Consider the following 20,232-nt stretch of genomic DNA (forward strand, 5'->3'; position numbering starts at 1 on the left):
GTCGCCCTCATGCAGTTGCGCTTCGCTTCATTCGCTGTGGCCAGCTCAAGAGAGGACTTTCACCTCTAGGATGGCGCCCATGCTGGGCGCACAAGTGACCCGCCGTAAGGGCGGAACCCTAGGCCGCCGTGACCGCAGAAACGGATATGTACCCCAACCTTAAGTGAACAGCATTGCGCCAAGCGCGGGCTTTTTTTGTACCTGAAATATAGGCACGGAATAAAATATGGGAATGCCCATTGACACAAAATATGGGAAAATCCATATTTGCATTCAAGCCAACGGGAAATCGATCGGAAGCTGCCAGGCATCACTTCTGCCCATTCACTGAGTGGGCAGTGGGATGTAGGCCTGCATCAAACGCAAGGCTCACCAGAGCAAAAAGCGACATCAATGGACTGAGGCAAAAACCATGACTGTAGACATCAGCAACTTCACCATCGCTACCCCGCTTCCAATCTCCGACACCAACCCGATTGCGCTTGAGCTCATCGGCTGGCGTGCACTGATCGAATGCCCCGACGTCATCTCAATGCTTGACGATGGTTCGCTGCAGATGACGGCCCCGACACTTGGAGCCTCGAGCAAGAGCACGCTACGAACCCGCTGCGAGTGGAAGGAGCCAGGTTACTGGCTGTTCTCCAGCGCAGCGGACCACTGGAGCCGACAAGAAATGCGGCTGACGAAGGTCAATTCGCTACAGAAAGTCGTGATCGGCCAGATCCATGTGAAGGATTCAGAGCGACCTCCGGTAAAGGTGTTCTGGAACAAAGGAAAAATCACCATGGGGTTCCGAACCAGTTACCTACAGGACGATCCGGTCAACTCGACGATTTTGGAGAACGTGCCGCTCGGTGCACTTTTCAAAATCAACATTCACGCCAACTCGAGCGGCGCCGTCTCTGTATCGGCTAGTTGTAACGGCGTCAAATCCACTTCCGCGATCATGCGCCTCGACAACACGTGGGACACGAAAACTCTCGCCTTTCACGGCGGCGTGTACAACCAGATCGATTACTCCGACACCACCGACCCGCTAGACGGTTCTGTCTGCATCATCAGCGATCTGTCGATCACTCACGCCTGATACGACCTGCTCGGCCTGATGAGCAATACAGGCTTCAGGGAAGCATCACTGCTGCACCTTGGCGACAGGGTGTAGCGGGATGCGCAAACCCGAAGTGACCGATTTGGGGCTTCGCGCCCGCCGGCAATACAACTGCCGGCACACATACGCTACCATGTGCCCCATGTCGGGGATGAACCCTGCGTTTATTGCCACTCAGCTCGGTCATAGCGTTCAGATATTGCTATCGACCTACACCCGATGGATCAACGCCAGCACCGACTGGGGTGAGCTCGGGAAGATTGAAAAGAGCTTGATTGGTACACAATTGGTACAGACAGAAACAGTACCCCTCTGAAACCCGTATGGAATCAGCCTCTGTGACACTGGAACAGAACTACACCGCGATTCTCGGCCAATTGGGCGAGGACGTCTCCCGCGAGGGCCTGCTCGACACCCCAAAACGTGCCGCCAAAGCCATGCAGTACCTCTGCCGCGGTTATGAACAGACACTGGAAGAGGTCACCAACGGTGCCTTGTTCAGCTCCGACAACAGCGAAATGGTGCTGGTGAAGGACATCGAGCTCTACTCGTTGTGCGAACACCACCTGCTGCCGTTTATCGGCAAGGCTCACGTCGCCTACATCCCGAGCGGCAAGGTATTGGGCCTGTCGAAAGTTGCGCGGATTGTCGATATGTACGCCCGCCGCCTGCAGATCCAGGAAAATCTCAGCCGCCAGATCGCCGATGCGGTCCAGCAAGTCACCGGTGCCCTGGGCGTTGCAGTGGTGATCGAGGCCAAGCACATGTGCATGATGATGCGCGGCGTGGAGAAACAGAATTCGTCGATGATCACGTCGGTGATGCTGGGTGAGTTCCGCGAAAACGCGGCCACCCGCAGCGAGTTTCTCAGCCTGATCAAGTAATTCGCAGAAGAAGAAAACCGGCATTCATCGCCGGTTTTTTTTCGTCTGTGAAAAATCAGGTAAGCTGCGCGCCTTCTGTTTGCCCCTGTGAGGCTTATACCGTGTTCGTTAAAGCGCTTCGTGTCGGCCTTGGCCAACTGATCATCTTCATTGACTTCATTACCCGCCCAGGCAAAAAGCAGCGCCCTGCCGCCGCTCAGGCTCAGGTCGAGACGGCCGCCAAGGACCTGACCCTGTATCAGTTCCACGCCTGCCCGTTCTGCGTGAAAACCCGCCGCACCCTGCGCCGCTTGAACGTGCCGGTGGCCTTGCGCGACGCGAAGAACAACGAACAGGATCGCCAGGCCCTGCTGGAACAGGGCGGCAAGATCAAGGTTCCGTGCCTGCGCATCGAAGAGAATGGCCAGACGACCTGGATGTATGAGTCCAAGGTGATCATCGATTATCTGGACAAGCGTTTCGCTGCTGCCTGATGGTTTTGTGCTGGGGCTGATGGCCTCATCGCGAGCAAGTCGGATCGCCGCACCGTCGCTCCCACAGTGGTTTGTGGGGTGATGGAGATCTGTGATCAACACTGATCCCCTGTGGGAGCGAGCTTGCTCGCGATGAGGCCCGAACCTGCACCGCGAATCCTGGATAAAAATAAACCGGCCCAATGGCCGGTTTATTTGTTTCTACCTTCAGGCTGCTTTTGCTGCCTGGGCCTGACGCACCACCGCTGCCAGCCGCTTGAGCCCTTCCTCCAGCCGTGCCGGGTCGATGTGGCTGAAGTTCAGGCGCAAATGCCCCGGATTGCTGTCCGGTTCAGGGAAGAACGGCTCGCCCGGCATGAACGCCACATCCGCTGCCAGTGCAGCCTTGAGCAACGTACGCGTGTCCAGCGGCTGCTTGAGTGTCAGCCAGAAAAACAGCCCGCCCTGCGGCACGTTCCAGTCCGCCAAATCAGCAAAATGCGTTTCCAGGGCTGACTGGAACGCGTCCCGACGAACCCGGTAGAAATCCCGCAGCTCGCTCAAGTGATGCTGAAATTTCTCTGTGCCAATCCACTGCAGCGCTTGCCACTGGCCGACGCGATTGGTGTGCAGATCGGCCGATTGCTTGAGTTTCAGCAAGTGCGGGAAGAGATCCGGGCTGGCGATCAGATAGCCGACTCGCAGTCCGGGCAACAGGGTTTTCGACACGGTGCCGGTGTAGATCCAACTGGTCTTTTTCAAGCGGCTAACAATCGGTGTGGCGCTGCCACCATCAAAAGTCAGCTCGCGGTAAGGCTCGTCTTCGATCAAGGTCACGCCGAACTCATCCAGCAAGGCTGCCACAGCATCACGCTTGGCGTCGCTGTAGCGCACGGCCGAAGGATTCTGAAAAGTCGGGATCAGGTAGATGAAGGCGGGTTTGTGTTTCTCCAGTCGAGTTCGAAGTTGCGCCAGGTTCGGGCCATCAGCCTCCAGCGGGACAGTGATGCAGTCGGCGCCGAACAGCTGAAAAATCTGCAACGCCGCCAGATAAGTCGGCTCTTCGAGCAAAATCTCAGTGCCTTTGTCGATGTACAGCTTGGCCGCCAGATCGAGGGTTTGCTGGGAGCCGCTGACCACCAACACCTGACTCGCCTCGCAGGGTACGCCCAGCGCCCGCGCCTCTGCTGCCAGCGCTTCACGCAGCGCCGGCTCACCTTCGCTCATGCCGTACTGGCCCATGGACAGCGGCATGTCGGCCCACTCGACTTTCGGCAGCATGGCTTCGGCCGGCAAGCCACCGGCAAACGACATCACTTCCGGGCGCTGGGCGGAGGCGAGGATTTCACGGATCAAAGAACTTTTAAGGCGCGAGACACGTTCGGAAAATGCCATGGGGTCACCGGTAGCGAGGCCTGAGGAGAATGAGTCAAACTGGTTGACCGAAATTACGACAAACCGAACGGATACGTCAATATGCTTGACCTTAAAAATCCCGCTACTCAGCAACAGGCGATGGAAGCGTTTTTCTTCGGTTACCAGGCGTTCACCGCGAAAGCCGACGAAATGCTCGAGCGTCGTGGCTTGAGCCGGGTGCATCAACGCATTGTGTTTTTCATCGCCCGCTACCCGAACTTGAGCGTCAAGGAACTGCTGGCATTGCTCGGGGTGACGAAGCAGGCGCTGAACATTCCGCTGCGTCAATTGATGGAAATGCATCTAGTGAACAGTGTCGCGTCCGAGACCGATAAGCGTAAGCGGTTGCTGGAGCTGACCGACGATGGCGCGCGTTTCGAGCAGTCGTTGCGCCGTGAACAGGTGAAATTGCTGGAGCGGGTGTTTGCCGAGGCGGGAGAGACGGCGGTGAATGGGTGGATGGCGGTGAACATGGCGTTGGGGCAAACCCAAGCGCTCGCGGACTGAGCAGACTGTCTGCAGGATTTGCATCAACTGATCTGCTCGCGATGACGTCTTAACAGGCGATATATCCCTATTGCCAAACTTTTCGTCTACAAAATCAAAAACATTATTTGCTTTATTTGTATACAAAAGCATAATCCACTTCGTGCGAGTTCCTGACCAAGCGGTCAACAAATTCGCAAGTACCTCAAAGGGTCGCTGCCACCCTCATGGGTCCGGCCCTGGAAATAACAATAAAACTCTTGAGGAGTACTCGCTGTGGAAAGCCGCAAATCCGAAGCCCCGACGCTGGAACTCTCGCCGCCGTTACGCAATGGCTGGCTGGAGCGCATCTTCAAACTCAGCTTGCATGGCACCACGGTGAAGACCGAGTTGATTGCCGGTCTGACAACCTTCATCACCATGGCCTACATCATCTTCGTCAACCCCAACATCATGGCCGACGCCGGGATCGATCACGGTGCCGCGTTCGTCGCCACCTGCATCGCCGCCGCGCTGGGTTGCCTGTTGATGGGCTTGTACGCCAACTGGCCGGTCGGCCTGGCGCCGGGCATGGGCCTCAACGCCTTCTTCACTTACACCGTGGTCGGCACCATGGGTTACAACTGGGAAACCGCCCTTGGCGCGGTGTTTGTTTCCGGTGTGTTGTTCATGTTTCTAACTTTTTCCCGGATCCGCGAATGGCTGCTCAATAGCATTCCGGTGAGTTTGCGCTTTGCCATGGGTGCCGGTGTGGGTCTGTTTCTGGGGCTGATCGGCTTGAAAACCGCGGGCATCGTGGTCGACAGCCCGGCCACCCTGATCAAGCTCGGCTCCCTGCGCGAGCCCGGCCCGCTGCTGGCCGCCATCTGCTTCCTGATGATCGCCGTACTCAGCTACCACAAAGTGTTCGGCGCGATTCTCATCAGCATCATCACCGTCACCCTGGCGGGTTGGGGCCTGGGCCTGGTGCACTACGAGGGCATCATGTCCGCCCCGCCGAGCCTGGCGCCGACCTGGATGGCCATGAACATTGCCGGCGTGTTCAACGTCAGCATGATCAGCGTGGTGCTGGCCTTCCTCTTCGTGCACATGTTCGACACCGCCGGCACCTTGATGGGCGTCGCCCAGCGCGCCGGTCTGGTGAACGCTGACGGCCGGATCGAAAACCTTTCCCGTGCCATGAAAGCCGACAGTGCTTCCAGTGTTTTCGGCGCAATGGTCGGCGTTCCTCCGGTCACCAGCTACGTGGAAAGTGCCGCGGGTGTAGCCGCTGGTGGTCGGACTGGTCTTACCGCCGTGACCGTAGGTGTGCTATTTATTGCCGCAATGTTTTTCGCACCGCTGGCTGGCATGATCCCCGCTTACGCAACCGCCGGTGCGCTGATTTATGTGGCGATGCTGATGATGGGCGGTATGGCGCACATCGAATGGGACGAAGCGACCGACAGCATTCCGGCGATCGTCACCGCGATCATGATGCCCCTGACCTTCTCGGTCGCTGATGGCATTGCGCTGGGCTTTATCACGTATGTGGTGCTGAAGGCTTTCACCGGTAAGCACAAGGAAATTTCCGTCAGTCTTTGGGTGCTTTGCGCGATCTTCATCGCCAAGTTCATTTTCTTGTAAGCCGTCTACGTTTCAAAAACAGTGTTTCAAAATAGCCTCACCCCGTCGGGTGAGGCTTTTGTGCAAATGGAGGAAAGTGATGAGTCTGGAAACATGGCTGCTGTTCAGCGGCGCTGCGCTGGTGGTAATCCTGATCCCGGGGCCACTGTCTTTGCTGATGATCAGCAACAGTCTGAATTACGGTTTGCGTCGTTCTTACCCGGCGTTTCTGGGGGGCGTGATTGCGTCGATCTGCTTGCTCAGTGCGTCGGCGCTGGGTTTGGGCGCCTTGCTGCTGGCATCGGAACAGTTGTTCAGCGCCCTGAAGATCGTCGGGGCGCTGTACCTGTTCTACTTGGCCTGGCAGAGCTGGCAGCAATCGCGTCAACCCTCCCTCGGCGCGGAAGTGCCCCAGGCTGCGCCAGTGCCACGCTTTCGCGCACTGTTCGGGCGCGCGTTCATGTTGGGCGCCAGCAACCCCAAAGACATTCTGTTCTTCGCCGCTTTCCTCCCGCAGTTCCTCAGTGCCGAGCAACCGTTCCTGCCGCAGTTGCTGGTGATGATTGCGACCTGGACCGTGCTGGATTTGCTGTGCAAGCTGGCTTATGGGCTGGGTGCCAATGGTGCTGCACGGTATCTGCGTAGCGGTAAGGGGCAGAGCTGGTTTAACCGGGTGAGTGCGGGGTTGTTCAGTGGTGCCGGCGCGGCCTCATTGGTGAGCCGCTAAGGGCAAAAGATCGCAGCCTCGTTGCACTCGACAGCTCCTACAGGGGGGGAATGCGTTTCCATGTAGGAGCTGCCGAAGGCTGCGATCTTTTGACTTTTCTACAGGCAAAAAAAAGCCCGCAGTGTGAGCGGGCGAAAGACCAAAGAAGCTATATGCGCAGGATTTTTGGGGGGAAAGTCCTAGCTTCCTCTGTAGGTCGAATAGCTGTACGGCGAAATCAGTAACGGCACATGGTAGTGATCCTGTTCCGCAGAGATGCCGAAACGCAGCACCACCACATCCAGGAACGCAGGTTCTGGCAGCTGAACGCCACGGGCGCGGTAGTAATCACCCGCATGAAATTGAACCTGATAGACCCCGGAACGGTAGTCATCGCCTTGCAGCAGCGGTGCATCGACCCGGCCGTCGCTGTTGGTGATCGCGCTGGCGACCAATTCCAGCTGCGAGCCTTCAACGCGGTACAACTCGACCTTGATCGAGCTGCCCGGGCAACCATGTGCAGCGTCTAAAACGTGAGTAGTCAAACGTCCCATTGATTCTGCGCGCCTGCCTGCGTGGAGCAGTCAGACCTCGCGCCTCCCGAAGTCAGTTGAAAAGGAGACCGCACCGATTCGGAGCACGAAACGCTGCGGCGAGCGACTGATTAAGACACTTTTCAAAAAAATTGTACACAATAAAAACAACATATTTACCACTAGACCCGTCATTCAGGGATTCACGCCAAATCTGCCGCCGAGCCATAGGGCAAAAGGACCTTCCATCTTTTTACTGACCAATCAGGCAGGTTTCTTGCAATAACATGTGAAGATGACAGTCAGTGAAAAATGCAAAAAAACAGGCTTACAAAGTGGATATAAAGTTGTATACAATCAGCCCATCGCTGTGACGCCAGCCTGTCATCAAACCGCCAGGCCGCCACACAACCCTGACCTTGAACAAGTCGAACGAATAAGAAGGAAGACTGCAGTGAGCGCTGACTACCCACGCGACCTGATCGGTTACGGCAGTAACCCTCCTCACCCACACTGGCCGGGCAATGCCCGCATCGCCTTGTCCTTCGTGCTCAATTACGAAGAAGGCGGCGAGCGCAATATCCTGCACGGCGATAAAGAATCCGAAGCCTTCCTTTCGGAAATGGTCTCGGCGCAGCCGCTGCAAGGCGCGCGCAACATGAGCATGGAATCCCTTTACGAGTATGGCAGCCGCGCCGGCGTCTGGCGGATTCTGAAACTGTTCAAGGAATTCGACATTCCGCTGACCATCTTCGCCGTGGCCATGGCCGCCCAGCGCCACCCGGACGTGATCCGCGCGATGGTCGATGCAGGCCACGAGATCTGCAGCCACGGCTATCGCTGGATCGACTATCAGTACATGGACGAAGCGCAGGAACGCGAGCACATGCTCGAAGCGATCCGCGTCCTCACCGAAATCACCGGCGAGCGCCCACTAGGCTGGTACACCGGCCGCACCGGTCCGAACACTCGTCGACTGGTGATGGAAGAAGGCGGTTTCCTCTACGACTGCGACACCTACGACGACGACCTGCCCTACTGGGAACCGAACAACCCGACCGGCAAGCCGCACCTGGTGATTCCGTACACGCTGGACACCAACGACATGCGCTTCACCCAGGTCCAGGGTTTCAACAAGGGCGACGATTTCTTTGAATACCTCAAAGACGCGTTCGACGTGCTTTACGCTGAAGGCGCCGAAGCACCGAAGATGTTGTCGATCGGCCTGCACTGCCGTCTGATTGGCCGTCCGGCGCGTCTGGCCTCGCTCAAACGCTTTATCGAGTACGCTAAAAGTCATGAACAGGTGTGGTTCAGCCGTCGCGTCGACATCGCTCGCCACTGGCACGAAAACCACCCGTACCAAGGGGCCGCAAAATGAGCCACTTCCAAACCCTGAAGCCGTCGACCCTGAGCCGCGACGCGTTTGTCGCCGCTTTCGCCGACATCTACGAACATTCGCCATGGGTGGCCGAAAAGGCCTTCGACCTGGGCCAGGACGCATCGATCGACGAGATCGAAACCCTGCACCAACGCATGAGCGACATCCTATTGAGCGCCGATCACGAAAGACAACTGGCCCTGATCAACGCTCACCCGGACCTGGCCGGCAAAGCTGCCGTCCAGGGCCAACTGACCGAAGCCAGCACCAATGAACAGGCTGGCGCCGGTATTCACCAATGCTCGAGCGATGAGTTCCAGCGCTTCACCGAGCTGAACGACGCCTACAAGGCCAAGTTCAAGTTTCCCTTCATCATGGCGGTAAAAGGCAGCAACCGGCATCAGATCCTCGCGGCGTTCGAAACGCGCATTCACAACCCGGAAGACACCGAGTTCAAATGCGCGCTGGCGGAGATCAACAAGATCGCCCTGTTCCGATTACTGACCCTTTAGCGAGCAGCCCTTGTGAAAAGCCCCGAGTGTTCTTAAACGCAAAAAGCACCCAGGGCTCCTGCGAGCATCCCAAGCCAACTTATTAAAGGCAGACAAGAAGAATGAAAGCTTACGCCGTACCTTTCGAGAAGTTCGTCAACCTGGCCGACGCCCGCCTGGGCACCAAAATCATCTCGGTCACCGATGACTGGTTCGCTGATGCCAACCGCCTGTTCCAGCCGACCCCGGCTGTGTGGAAAGAAGGCGTGTTCGATGACAACGGCAAGTGGATGGACGGCTGGGAATCGCGCCGCAAGCGCTTCGAAGGCTATGACAGCGCGGTGATCCGCCTGGGCGTACCGGGTTCGATCAAAGGCGTGGACATCGACACCTCATTCTTCACCGGCAACTTCCCACCGTCGGCCTCCCTGGAAGCCTGTTTCCTGACTGAAGGCGAACCGACTGAAAACACCCAGTGGGTTGAAGTGCTGTCGGCTGTCGAGCTGCAAGGCAACAGCCATCACTTCCATGAAATCAACAACGACCAGGCGTTCAGCCACCTGCGCTTCAACATCTACCCGGATGGCGGCGTAGCGCGTCTGCGTGTGTACGGCGTGCCGCACCGCGACTGGTCGGCCGTTGGTGACAACGAACAGATCGACCTGGCAGCAGCCCTCAACGGTGGCCGCGCCCTCGCCTGCTCCGACGAACACTTCGGTCGCATGAGCAACATCCTCAACCCGGGCCGTGGCATCAACATGGGCGACGGTTGGGAGACCGCACGTCGCCGTACACCGGGCAATGACTGGGTCATCGTCGCGCTGGGTCATGCCGGCGAGATCGAAAAAGTCATCGTCGACACCCTGCATTTCAAGGGCAATTACCCGGACACGTGCTCGATCCAGGGCGCGTTCGTGAAGGGCGGCACCGACAGCCAGATCGAAACCCAATCGCTGTTCTGGCGCGAATTGCTGCCGGCGCAGAAACTGGAAATGCACGCCGAACACACCTTCGCCGAGCAGATCAAGGCGCTGGGCCCGATCACCCACATCCGCCTGAACGTGTTCCCGGACGGTGGTGTGAGCCGCCTGCGGGTATTGGGCAAGGTCGCTAAATAAGCGCTGAACCCAATCGCGAGCAAGCTCGCTCCCACATTTGAAATGCATTCCCCTGTGGGAGCGGGCTTGCTCGCGAAGGCGTCAGAACAAACAACACAGAATTTTGGAAAAGAAGACCAGCATGCGCACACTGACGATTGAACCGCTGACCAAAGAAGCCTTCGCCCCTTTCGGTGACGTGATCGAAACCGACGGCCGCGATCACTTCATGATCAACAACGGTTCGACCATGCGCTTTCACAAACTGGCGACGGTGCAAACCGCCACGCCAGAGGACAACGCGATCATCAGCATCTTCCGCGCCGACGCGCAGGACATGCCGCTGACCGTCAGCATGCTGGAGCGTCACCCGCTGGGCAGCCAGGCTTTCATTCCGCTGCTCAGCAACCCTTTTCTGATCGTGGTCGCGCCACTTGGCGATGAACCTGTATCAGGCTTGGTCCGCGCCTTCGTCACCAACGGCAGGCAGGGCATTAATTACCATCGCGGCGTTTGGCACCATCCGGTGCTGACGATCGAAAAGCGGGATGACTTCCTGGTGGTTGATCGCAGTGGCACAGGCAATAACTGCGATGAGCATTTTTTCAAAGAGGATGAGCGTTTGATCCTTGCCCCCCACCAATAAGAGAAGGTCTGATCACTCGACAACAGAGTGACAGGCGAGAGGTAAAGACTGTGGAAGCACATCTGTTGGAATGGCTGAACCTGAGCGTGCGCTGGGTTCACATGATTACTGGCGTGGCCTGGATCGGTGCGTCGTTCTATTTCGTCTGGCTGGAAAACAACCTCAATCGGGTCAACCCGAAAAGTGGTCTGGCCGGCGATTTGTGGGCGATCCACGGCGGCGGTATCTATCACCTGGAAAAATACAAACTGGCTCCACCGACCATGCCGGACAACCTGCACTGGTTCAAATGGGAAGCCTACTTCACCTGGATGTCGGGGATCGCGCTGCTGTGCGTGGTGTTCTACTCCAACCCGACGCTGTACCTGCTGGCACCGGGCAGCAGCCTGACTGGCCCTGAAGGGGTCGCGCTGGGCATTGCCTCGTTGTTCGTCGGCTGGTTCGTCTACTCCTTCCTCTGCGATTCGGCCCTGGGCAAACGCCCTGCCCTGCTCGGCTTCATCCTGTTCGTGCTGATCATTGGCGCCGCTTACGGCTTCAGCAAAGTGTTCAGCGGTCGCGGTGCGTACCTGCACGTCGGCGCGATCATCGGCACCATCATGGTCGGCAACGTGTTCCGCATCATCATGCCGGCGCAGCGCGCACTGGTTGCCGCGATTGCCGAGAACCGCACGCCGGATCCGGCACTGCCGGCCAAAGGTCTGCTGCGTTCGCGTCACAACAACTACTTCACCTTGCCGGTGCTGTTCATCATGATCAGCAACCACTTCCCGAGCACCTACGGCAGCCAATACAACTGGCTGATCCTGGCCGGGATCGCGGTGCTCGCGGTGTTGGTGCGTCACTACTTCAACACCCGTCATGACAGCCACAAGTTTGCCTGGACCCTGCCCGTTGCGGCCGTGGGCATGATCTGCCTGGCGTACGTGACTGGCCCGGCGCAGATGCCCAGCGCGCCTGAAGTAGCCAAGGCGCCTGGCACCATCGAGTACCAGCCGTTGCCGGAAACTGCCCTCGGTGGTGGTGCCAAACCTGAAGCGGCGAAACCTGCTGCACCTGCCGCTGCACCGGCTCAGGCGTCCAACGCCGGCCCCGGTTTCGACAAAGTGCACAGTGTGATCCAGGAGCGTTGCGCGGTTTGCCATTCGGCCAAACCGACCAGCCCGCTGTTCAGTGCTGCACCGGCTGGCGTGATGTTCGATACCCCCGAGCAGATCCGTCAGAACGCTGCACGCATCCAGGCTCAAGCCGTCACCAGCCAGATCATGCCACTGGGCAACATCACCCAGATGACCCAGCAGGAACGTGACCTGATCGGTGCGTGGATTGTTCAGGGAGCTCAAACCAACTAACCGTTGAAAAGCATCGCGAGCAAGCTCGCTCCCACAGGGACACCATCAATCCCTGTGGGAGCGGGCTTGCTCGCGAAAGCGTCGGGCCAGTCAACGTGATGTTGAATGTAATGGCCTCTTCGCGAGCAAGCCCGCTCCCACAGGTTTGCCTGATGCACAAAATCACAAGAATAAAAAAGATCCGAGGTGTTGCATGTCCGAGCTATCCGAAGCGCGCATCCCCGACGCACCCGCCATTCAGCGTTTGCCCCTTTTGCAACTGATTCTGGTCGGTCTGCAACACGTTCTGCTGATGTACGGCGGAGCCATCGCGGTGCCACTGATCATCGGACAGGCCGCTGGCCTGAGTCGTGCAGAAATCGCCTTCCTGATCAACGCCGACCTGCTGGTGGCCGGGATCGCTACCATCGTGCAGTCGCTGGGCATCGGCCCCATGGGCATCCGTATGCCGGTGATGATGGGCGCCAGTTTCGCCGCTGTCGGCAGCATGGTCGCCATGGCCGGCATGCCGGGCATCGGTCTGCAAGGGATCTTCGGCGCGACCATCGCCGCCGGGTTCTTCGGCATGATCATCGCGCCGTTCATGTCCAAAGTCGTACGCTTCTTCCCGCCTCTGGTGACTGGCACGGTCATCACCTCGATCGGTTTGTCGCTGTTCCCCGTGGCCGTGAACTGGGCCGGCGGCGGTGCAGGTGCCGCTCAATTCGGCTCACCGATTTACCTGGCCATCGCCGCGCTGGTGCTGGCAACCATTCTGCTGGTCCACCGCTTCATGCGCGGTTTCTGGGTCAACATTTCCGTGCTGATCGGCATGTGCCTGGGTTACGTACTCTGTGGCCTGATCGGTATGGTCGACCTGAGCGGCATGGCCCAGGCGCCGTGGCTGCAATTCGTGACCCCGCTGCATTTCGGCATGCCGAAGTTCGAACTCGCACCGATCCTGTCCATGTGCCTAGTGGTGGTGATCATCTTCGTCGAGTCCACCGGTATGTTCCTGGCGCTGGGCAAAATCACCGGTCAGGACGTCTGCCCACGAATGCTCCGTCGCGGCTTATTGTGTGATGCCGGCGCCTCGTTCTTCGTCGGTTTCTTCAACACCTTCACCCACTCCTCTTTCGCGCAGAACATCGGCCTCGTGCAGATGACCGGCGTGCGTTGCCGTTCGGTGACCATCGTCGCCGGTGGTTTGCTGGTGGTGTTGAGTTTGTTGCCGAAAGCGGCGTTTCTGGTGGCGTCGATTCCACCCGCCGTACTGGGCGGCGCGGCGATTGCGATGTTCGGCATGGTCGCCGCCACCGGCATCAAGATTCTTCAGGAAGCCGACATCGGTGACCGTCGCAACCAGTTGCTGGTGGCGGTGAGCATCGGCATGGGGCTGATCCCGGTGGTCCGTCCGGAATTCTTCGCCCACCTTCCGATGTGGATGAGTCCGATCACCCACAGCGGAATCGCCATGGCCACGCTCAGCGCGCTGTCGCTGAACCTGCTGTTCAACATCCTCGGCGGCACCGAACGCGCGGCCATCAACGACTGCCACGCCCACCCGCACTAACACATCAGCGCCACAGAACCTGTGGGAGCGGGCTTGCTCGCGAAGGGGCCATCAGCCTCAACATCATTGTTGACTGACATACCGCTTTCGCGAGCAAGCCCGCTCCCACAGGGTGGATGCCTGCGCCACGAACAATAAAAACAAGAGGGAGCAACAGATGATTCGGACACAGACAAACATGCTGTTAGGCGGTGGTCTATTGGCCGCCAGTCAGGCCATGGCCGGCGATCTGCTGCTGTGGCAGACCAACAGCCTGAGCTATCTGTATGGCAAGGATTTCGCGGTCAACCCGTCGATCCAGCAGACGATAACCTTTGAGCACGCCGACCGCTGGAAGTACGGCGACAACTTCCTGTTCGTCGACAGCACTTACTACAACGGCGAGAAAGACCGGAACAAAGGTGTTCACGCCTATTACGGCGAGTTCAGTCCGCGCCTCTCCTTCGGCAAAATCCTCGACCGCCGTTTCCAATTCGGCCCGATCAAGGACGTGTTGCTGGCCATGACCTACGAGAATGGCGAAGACGACACCGAGGCCTATCTGATCGGCCCCGGTTTCGACCTCGCGGTACCGGGCTTCAATTTTTTCACCTTGAACTTCTACTATCGCCAGACCGAAGGCTCGCGTCCCGGCGACGATGTCTGGCAGATCACGCCGGCCTGGTCCTACACCCTGCCATTGGGCAACTCGAACCTGTTGATCGACGGCTACATCGACTGGGTCGTGGATAACGACCAGAACTCACATGGCACCTACCACGCCAACCTGCACTTGAACCCGCAGATCAAATATGACCTGGGGAAGACCTTGGGTTGGCGGGAGAAACAGGTGTACGTCGGCGTCGAATACAGCTACTGGAAAGACAAATACGGCATCGAAAACAACGCCAATCTCGACACTAATGAGAACACCACCAGCCTGCTGGTGAAGGTGCATTTCTAGATGATCCGCAACCGTGCTCCAAACCTGTCGTCGGTGCGCTGTTGCGGGGCACTTGAGACCTGGCCAACGAGTCAGTATTCTCCGCGGCCGCCCGAATCTGGTCTAAAAAAAAGCCCGGATCTAATTCCTGACCAGAAAGCCAACTTATCCCGGCACTGGACGGTACCAAGGCACTCCAAAACCACTCTCAATCGGCTGCTCTTGAGCAGCCGAGCGGGAGTTTTTTGGCTTTTCAAAAGCCTTGGCTCAGCTCTTGCTAACAGCACTGAAGCTGACCGATTGGATGATTTTTTACAGCGACAGAAAAAGGCGCCACACCAGAGCGCCGACCTTAGAAAAATAACGTGGAACCACCTACTTTTTGGGAGCAACCGAATGAAACGTACGTGCACTAGCCTGATGCTGGCGGGATCTTTGCTGGCCGGGGGCCAGGCCATGGCCGGCGACTTGCTGCAATGGCAGAACAACAGCCTGTCCTACCTGTATGGCAAGGACTTCCAGGTCAACCCGCACATTCAGCAGACCGTCACCTTCGAGCATGCCGATGCATGGAAATATGGGGACAACTTCTTCTTCGTCGACAAGATTTTCTACAACGGTGACAAAGACTTCAACGTTGGCCCGAACACCTATTACGGTGAGTTCCAACCGCGTATTTCGCTGGGCAAGGTCCTCGACCAGAAAATCGAATTCGGCCCGATCAAAGATGTCCTGCTGGCCATGACCTACGAGTTCGGTGAAGGCGATACCGAGTCCTACCTGATCGGTCCCGGTTTCGACCTGGCGATCCCGGGCTTTGATTACTTCCAGCTGAACTTCTACCAGCGTCACACGGAAGGCAGCCGTCCAGGCGACAACGTGTGGCAGATCACCCCGGTCTGGTCCTACACCATTCCTGTCGGTGACTCGAACATCCTGATCGATGGCTACATGGACTGGGTGGTCGACAACGACTCCAACTCCAAAGGCGACTACCACGCCAACCTGCACTTCAACCCACAGGTCAAATACGACCTGGGCAAGGCGCTAAACCTTGGCGAAAAGCAGTTGTACGTCGGCGTCGAGTATGACTACTGGAAAAACAAGTACGGTATTGAAGACAGTCAGGGCTTCAAAACCGATCAGAGCGTAACCAGCTTCCTGGTCAAGGTTCACTTCTAATCCGGCGGCGTCTGTAAGGACGCCATCGCGAGCAAGCTCGCTCCCACAGTTGATCAGTGGTGATCACAAATAATGTGTTCACAGGAGATTGAATGTGGGAGCAAGCTTGCTCGCGATGGTCGCGCCGCCGATCTCAAGCCGAAACCACAGGCTCCGCCAACCCGAGAAACCGGCACAACTCCCCGCGCTTGGCCAACGCATCCCGCCGCCCCAAATCAATCAATTCGCTGCAATACCCCGCCTCGAACAGCAGATAACTCAGCACCCCCGCCCCGCTCGTCCTGGTCGCCCCCGGTCCGCGCAGAAACAGACGCAGCGCCGCCGGTAATTCCTGCCGATGCCGCGCCGCAATCTCATCGATCGGCTGACTCGGCGAAATCACCAGCACATCTACCGGCGCCACACCCAGCGCGCGCGTCGGCGTGCCATCGGGCAGCAGATGACTGAACTGATTGAGCCGCTGCAACAACTCGATGTCACTTTCCAGGCTGTCAATGAACGTGCTGTTGAGCAGGTGCCCACCGATCTGCGCCAGGCTCGGTTGCTGACCGGTGTAGGCGCGTTGCAGCGGTTGTTCCGGGTCGACGCCGCGGGGGTTGCCGCTGACGCCCACTACCAGCACTCGGCTGGCGCCCAGGTGCAGCGCCGGGCTGATCGGTGCCGACTGACGCACCGCGCCGTCGCCGAAATACTCTTCACCGATTTTCACTGGTGCAAACAGCAGCGGAATCGCTGAACTGGCCAGCAAGTGATCGACGGTCAATTGCGTGGGGACGCCGATTCGCCGATGGCGCAACCAGGCATTGATGGTGCCGCTGCCCTGATAAAAGGTCACCGCCTGACCGGACTCGTAGCCGAACGCGGTCACCGCAACCGCCTGCAACTGCTTCTGTGCAATGGCCTCGGCAATCCCGCTCATCTGCAATTTGTCGTCGAGCAATCCGCGCAGCGGCGAACTGTTGAGCAACGCCACCGGCACCTGAGCGCCAATCCCGAGCAAACTGTGGCTGACAAAACGACTGGCCTGGTGGATCACTCCCGGCCAGTCGCTACGCAGCACCAGATGACTGCGAAAGCCCTGCCAGAAGGCTGTCAGACGTTGAATCGCACCCCGAAAATCCATCGCCCCACTGGCGAGGCTGACCGCGTTGATTGCGCCGGCCGAGGTGCCGACGATCACCGGAAACGGATTGCTCGCGCCGACCGGTAACAGCTCGGCAATCGCCGCCAGAACACCCACCTGATAAGCCGCCCGAGCCCCGCCGCCGGAAAGAATCAACCCTGTAACCGGTTCAGCAGGACTCATCGCAACACTCCATGGTGCATATAAGGACGGTGGTTCAACCGCGTTTTGCGTACAGCTTCGGCTCGCCCGGCGGACGGCTCTTGAAGCGACGATGAGCCCAAAGGTATTGCTCCGGACATTCGCGCAAGACGCCTTCGATCCATTGGTTGATCCGCAGGCAGTCGGCCTCTTCGGTTTCGCCGGGGAAACCCTCGAGCGGTGCATGAATCACCAGTCGATAACCGCTGCCGTCCGCCAGACGTTCCTGAGTGAACGGTACCACCAGCGCCTTGCCCAACCGCGCAAACTTGCTGGTGGCGGTGACGGTCGCGGCCTGAATCCCGAACAGCGGCACGAAGATACTTTGCTTGGCGCCATAGTCCTGATCCGGTGCGTACCAGATTGCCCGGCCGGCCCGCAGCAGTTTCAGCATGCCGCGCACGTCGTCGCGCTCCACCGCCAGCGAATCGACGTTGTGCCGCTCGCGCCCCAGGCGCTGGACGTAGTCGAACAACGGATTTTTGTGTTCGCGGTACATGCCATCAATGGTGTGCTGCTGGCCGAGCAACGCCGCGCCGATTTCCAGCGTGGTGAAATGGACGGCCATCAGGATCACGCCTTTGCCGTCACGCTGGGCTTTTTTCAAATGCTCCAGCCCTTCGACATGGGCCAGCTTCGCCAGGCGCTCACGCGACCACCACCAGCTCATGGCCATTTCGAAAAACGCGATGCCCGTGGAGGCGAAGTTTTCCTTGAGCAGGCGCTTGCGCTCGGCAGCGGCTTTTTCAGGGAAACACAGTTCGAGATTGCGCTTGGCAATGCGCCGTCTGTCGCCCGCTACTCGATACATCAATGCACCCAGGGCGCGACCGATCGACAGCAACACCGGATATGGCAGCTGGACAATCAGCCACAACAGCCCCAAGCCACACCACAAAGGCCAGAAACGTGGAGAAAGAAATGCTGTTCGAAAACGCGGGCGATCCATTAAAGGTTCCGGAAAGACAATGGCCGCGCATTCTACATCGTTCGACCCGGCTTGCGGCTCGCGGGCGTTCTCGTTATAAGTCTCGGCACTTTTAGTGACAAGTCGTTGTATGCCGACCATGAGCCAAACCGAACCGCTAGACCAAGATCCCGTGTTCCAGCTGAAGGGCAGCATGCTCGCCATTACGGTGCTGGAACTGGCCCGTAACGACCTCGAGAACCTCGATCGTCAACTGGCCGCCAAGGTTGCCCAGGCGCCTAACTTCTTTAGTAACGCGCCATTGGTGCTGGCCCTGGACAAACTCCCGGCCGGCGAAGGTGCAGTCGATCTGCCCGGCCTGATGCGCGTCTGCCGCCAGCATGGCCTGCGCACCCTGGCGATCCGTGCCAGCCGCATCGAAGACATCGCCGCGGCCATCGCGGTCGACCTGCCGGTGCTGCCACCGTCCGGCGCCCGTGAGCGTCCGTTGGACCCGCTCGAAGGCCAAGTCAAGAAAAAACCGGAAAAACCGCCGGAGCCGACTATCAAGCCAACGAAGATCATCACCTCGCCCGTACGCGGTGGGCAGCAGATTTATGCCCAGGGCTGCGATCTGGTGGTGATCTCGTCGGTCAGCCCGGGGGCGGAACTTCTCGCCGACGGGAACATCCATGTATACGGCCCGATGCGTGGTCGAGTGTTGGCCGGCGTCAAAGGCGACACGAAAGCCAGGATTTTCTGTCAGCAAATGAGCGCTGAACTGGTCTCCATCGCAGGCCACTACAAGGTTTCGGAGGATCTGCGTCGCGACCCTTTGTGGGGCGCGGGCGTACAGGTCAGCCTGTCGGGCGATGTGTTGAACATCATTCGGCTTTAACGGATACTGCCGCATTTTCCAAACATCTCTAAAACGTAGCGAAAACGGCTCAAACGAAGTAGGAAAAAGGCCATAAGCAGTGTTTACCCGAGGTAAGCGCCGTTCTGGACCGAATTCCAGCCAAGGCTGTCCGACTGCAGTAGTTTTTCTAGAGATGTTTTTCAGGGGCTAAATGTCCTTTTTCCTTAGGGGTGAAACACCTTGGCCAAGATTCTCGTGGTTACATCCGGCAAGGGTGGTGTGGGTAAGACCACCACCAGTGCTGCTATCGGTACCGGCCTCGCACTGCGCGGTCACAAAACAGTTATCGTCGACTTCGACGTCGGTTTGCGTAATCTCGACCTGATCATGGGTTGCGAGCGTCGCGTGGTGTATGACTTCGTCAACGTGGTGAACGGCGAAGCCAACCTGCAACAAGCCCTGATCAAAGACAAACGCCTGGAAAACCTCTACGTACTGGCCGCCAGTCAGACCCGCGACAAAGACGCGCTGACCGTCGAAGGCGTGGAAAAAGTGTTGATGGCGCTGAAAGAAGACTTCGAATACGTGGTCTGCGACTCTCCGGCCGGCATCGAAAAAGGCGCCCACCTGGCCATGTACTTCGCAGACGAAGCGATTATCGTGACCAACCCGGAAGTGTCCTCGGTTCGTGACTCGGACCGCATGCTCGGCCTGCTGGCCAGCAAATCGCGCCGCGCTGAAAAGGGCGAAGACCCGATCAAGGAACACCTGCTGCTGACCCGCTACAACCCGCAACGAGTCAGTGACGGCGAGATGCTCGGCGTCGAAGACGTCAAAGAGATTCTGGCGGTCGCCCTGCTGGGTGTCATTCCGGAATCCCAAGCGGTACTCAAAGCTTCCAACTCGGGCGTGCCGGTGATTCTCGACGACCAGAGCGATGCCGGTCAGGCATACAGCGATGCGGTCGATCGTCTGCTGGGCAAAACCGTGGAGCATCGTTTTCTCGATGTAACGAAGAAGGGATTCTTCGAGCGCCTGTTTGGAGGTAGATAATGAATCTTTTTGACTTCTTTCGTGCCAGCAAAAAGGTCAGCACCGCGTCGGTAGCGAAAGAGCGTCTGCAGATCATCGTGGCGCACGAACGCGGCCAACGCAGTACACCGGACTACCTGCCAGCCTTGCAGAAGGAATTGGTCGAGGTCATCCGCAAGTACGTCAATATCGGGTCCGATGACGTGCACGTCGCTCTGGAAAACCAGGGCAGCTGCTCGATTCTGGAACTCAATATCACCCTGCCTGACCGCTAGTCGATCAGACAGGAGCCACGGC

At 58.3% G+C, this 20,232-nt stretch carries 22 protein-coding genes; 18 read left to right on the plus strand and 4 right to left on the minus strand.

What is annotated here, in order from left to right; genetic code table 11:
- Positions 1-412 precede the first annotated feature (412 nt).
- From E3W21_RS18620 to E3W21_RS18635, 4 genes are all read left to right on the plus strand, one after another.
- Complete coding sequence (locus tag E3W21_RS18620; protein WP_134421391.1) at positions 413-1,087, plus strand: polysaccharide lyase family 7 protein; 675 nt, start codon at positions 413-415, stop codon at positions 1,085-1,087.
- Between the two features lie 79 nt (positions 1,088-1,166).
- Positions 1,167-1,424: a hypothetical protein gene (locus E3W21_RS18625; RefSeq protein ID WP_371927112.1), complete on the plus strand. Its 258-nt coding sequence runs from the start codon at positions 1,167-1,169 to the stop codon at positions 1,422-1,424.
- A gap of 22 nt (positions 1,425-1,446) precedes the next feature.
- Entirely contained in the window at positions 1,447-1,992 is a 546-nt protein-coding gene (gene folE, locus E3W21_RS18630) for a GTP cyclohydrolase I FolE (protein WP_010456659.1), read from the plus strand.
- Positions 1,993-2,093: 101 nt separating this feature from the next.
- Positions 2,094-2,465, plus strand: a complete 372-nt coding sequence (locus tag E3W21_RS18635) for a glutathione S-transferase N-terminal domain-containing protein (protein WP_129436949.1) — start codon at positions 2,094-2,096, stop codon at positions 2,463-2,465.
- 207 nt (positions 2,466-2,672) lie between these two features.
- Here the strand turns inward: E3W21_RS18635 and E3W21_RS18640 are convergent, their stop codons facing one another.
- Complete coding sequence (locus E3W21_RS18640; protein WP_134421392.1) at positions 2,673-3,839, minus strand: PLP-dependent aminotransferase family protein; 1,167 nt, start codon at positions 3,837-3,839, stop codon at positions 2,673-2,675.
- An 81-nt stretch (positions 3,840-3,920) separates the two neighbouring features.
- Between E3W21_RS18640 and E3W21_RS18645 the strand changes: the two genes are divergently transcribed.
- The 3 genes from E3W21_RS18645 (at position 3,921) to E3W21_RS18655 (ending at position 6,678) form a co-directional block, all read left to right on the plus strand.
- Entirely contained in the window at positions 3,921-4,367 is a 447-nt protein-coding gene (locus E3W21_RS18645) for a MarR family winged helix-turn-helix transcriptional regulator (RefSeq protein WP_134421393.1), read from the plus strand.
- Positions 4,368-4,622: 255 nt separating this feature from the next.
- Positions 4,623-5,972 (plus strand): NCS2 family permease, encoded by a 1,350-nt coding sequence (locus E3W21_RS18650; protein WP_129436953.1) that lies wholly within the window; start codon positions 4,623-4,625, stop codon positions 5,970-5,972.
- 79 nt (positions 5,973-6,051) lie between these two features.
- Positions 6,052-6,678 carry a LysE family translocator gene (locus tag E3W21_RS18655; protein ID WP_134421394.1) on the plus strand — a complete coding sequence of 209 codons (627 nt, stop codon included), beginning with the start codon at positions 6,052-6,054 and terminating at the stop codon, positions 6,676-6,678.
- Between the two features lie 179 nt (positions 6,679-6,857).
- On the opposite strand, the gene uraH is transcribed toward E3W21_RS18655, so the two are convergent.
- A complete protein-coding gene (uraH, locus tag E3W21_RS18660; protein ID WP_010456673.1) occupies positions 6,858-7,211 on the minus strand; it encodes a hydroxyisourate hydrolase in 354 nt (117 codons plus the stop codon).
- 433 nt (positions 7,212-7,644) lie between these two features.
- Here uraH and puuE point away from each other — a divergent pair, with 433 nt between their 5' ends.
- From puuE to E3W21_RS18700, 8 genes are all read left to right on the plus strand, one after another.
- Positions 7,645-8,571, plus strand: a complete 927-nt coding sequence (gene puuE, locus E3W21_RS18665; protein ID WP_134421395.1) for an allantoinase PuuE — start codon at positions 7,645-7,647, stop codon at positions 8,569-8,571.
- The gene (gene uraD, locus E3W21_RS18670) at positions 8,568-9,083 is read left to right on the plus strand and encodes a 2-oxo-4-hydroxy-4-carboxy-5-ureidoimidazoline decarboxylase (protein ID WP_134421396.1); all 516 of its coding nucleotides are present in this window, start codon (positions 8,568-8,570) and stop codon (positions 9,081-9,083) included. Before puuE ends, uraD begins: the two co-directional genes overlap by 4 nt.
- A 101-nt stretch (positions 9,084-9,184) precedes the next feature.
- Positions 9,185-10,180, plus strand: coding sequence for an allantoicase (gene alc / locus E3W21_RS18675; protein WP_134421397.1), 996 nt, complete (start codon positions 9,185-9,187; stop codon positions 10,178-10,180).
- 121 nt (positions 10,181-10,301) lie between these two features.
- Positions 10,302-10,805 (plus strand): ureidoglycolate lyase, encoded by a 504-nt coding sequence (locus E3W21_RS18680; protein ID WP_134421398.1) that lies wholly within the window; start codon positions 10,302-10,304, stop codon positions 10,803-10,805.
- A 50-nt stretch (positions 10,806-10,855) separates the two neighbouring features.
- Entirely contained in the window at positions 10,856-12,157 is a 1,302-nt protein-coding gene (locus E3W21_RS18685) for a urate hydroxylase PuuD (protein WP_134421399.1), read from the plus strand.
- Positions 12,158-12,350: 193 nt separating this feature from the next.
- Positions 12,351-13,709 (plus strand): nucleobase:cation symporter-2 family protein, encoded by a 1,359-nt coding sequence (locus E3W21_RS18690; RefSeq protein ID WP_134421400.1) that lies wholly within the window; start codon positions 12,351-12,353, stop codon positions 13,707-13,709.
- A gap of 157 nt (positions 13,710-13,866) precedes the next feature.
- Entirely contained in the window at positions 13,867-14,652 is a 786-nt protein-coding gene (locus E3W21_RS18695; protein ID WP_134421401.1) for an outer membrane protein OmpK, read from the plus strand.
- A 375-nt stretch (positions 14,653-15,027) separates the two neighbouring features.
- Complete coding sequence (locus tag E3W21_RS18700) at positions 15,028-15,813, plus strand: outer membrane protein OmpK (RefSeq protein WP_129436960.1); 786 nt, start codon at positions 15,028-15,030, stop codon at positions 15,811-15,813.
- A 133-nt stretch (positions 15,814-15,946) separates the two neighbouring features.
- Here E3W21_RS18700 and E3W21_RS18705 read toward each other — a convergent pair whose 3' ends face one another.
- Both E3W21_RS18705 and E3W21_RS18710 read right to left on the minus strand, forming a co-directional pair.
- Positions 15,947-17,119: a patatin-like phospholipase family protein gene (locus tag E3W21_RS18705; protein WP_129436961.1), complete on the minus strand. Its 1,173-nt coding sequence runs from the start codon at positions 17,117-17,119 to the stop codon at positions 15,947-15,949.
- Positions 17,120-17,153: 34 nt separating this feature from the next.
- Positions 17,154-18,086, minus strand: a complete 933-nt coding sequence (locus E3W21_RS18710; RefSeq protein ID WP_134421402.1) for a lipid A biosynthesis lauroyl acyltransferase — start codon at positions 18,084-18,086, stop codon at positions 17,154-17,156.
- Positions 18,087-18,204: 118 nt separating this feature from the next.
- On the opposite strand from E3W21_RS18710, the gene minC reads away from it, so the two are divergent.
- The 3 genes from minC to minE all read left to right on the plus strand — a co-directional run bounded on the left by minC (position 18,205) and on the right by minE (position 20,210).
- The gene (minC, locus tag E3W21_RS18715; RefSeq protein WP_123366484.1) at positions 18,205-18,942 is read left to right on the plus strand and encodes a septum site-determining protein MinC; all 738 of its coding nucleotides are present in this window, start codon (positions 18,205-18,207) and stop codon (positions 18,940-18,942) included.
- Between the two features lie 201 nt (positions 18,943-19,143).
- Entirely contained in the window at positions 19,144-19,956 is an 813-nt protein-coding gene (gene minD, locus E3W21_RS18720; protein WP_129436963.1) for a septum site-determining protein MinD, read from the plus strand.
- The gene (minE, locus tag E3W21_RS18725) at positions 19,956-20,210 is read left to right on the plus strand and encodes a cell division topological specificity factor MinE (protein WP_007898843.1); all 255 of its coding nucleotides are present in this window, start codon (positions 19,956-19,958) and stop codon (positions 20,208-20,210) included. The genes minD and minE overlap by 1 nt, the downstream gene beginning before the upstream one ends.
- Positions 20,211-20,232: the final 22 nt, after the last annotated feature.

This window comes from Pseudomonas sp. F01002 (assembly GCF_004402115.1).
Taxonomy (GTDB): Bacteria; Pseudomonadota; Gammaproteobacteria; order Pseudomonadales; family Pseudomonadaceae; genus Aquipseudomonas; species Aquipseudomonas frigoris.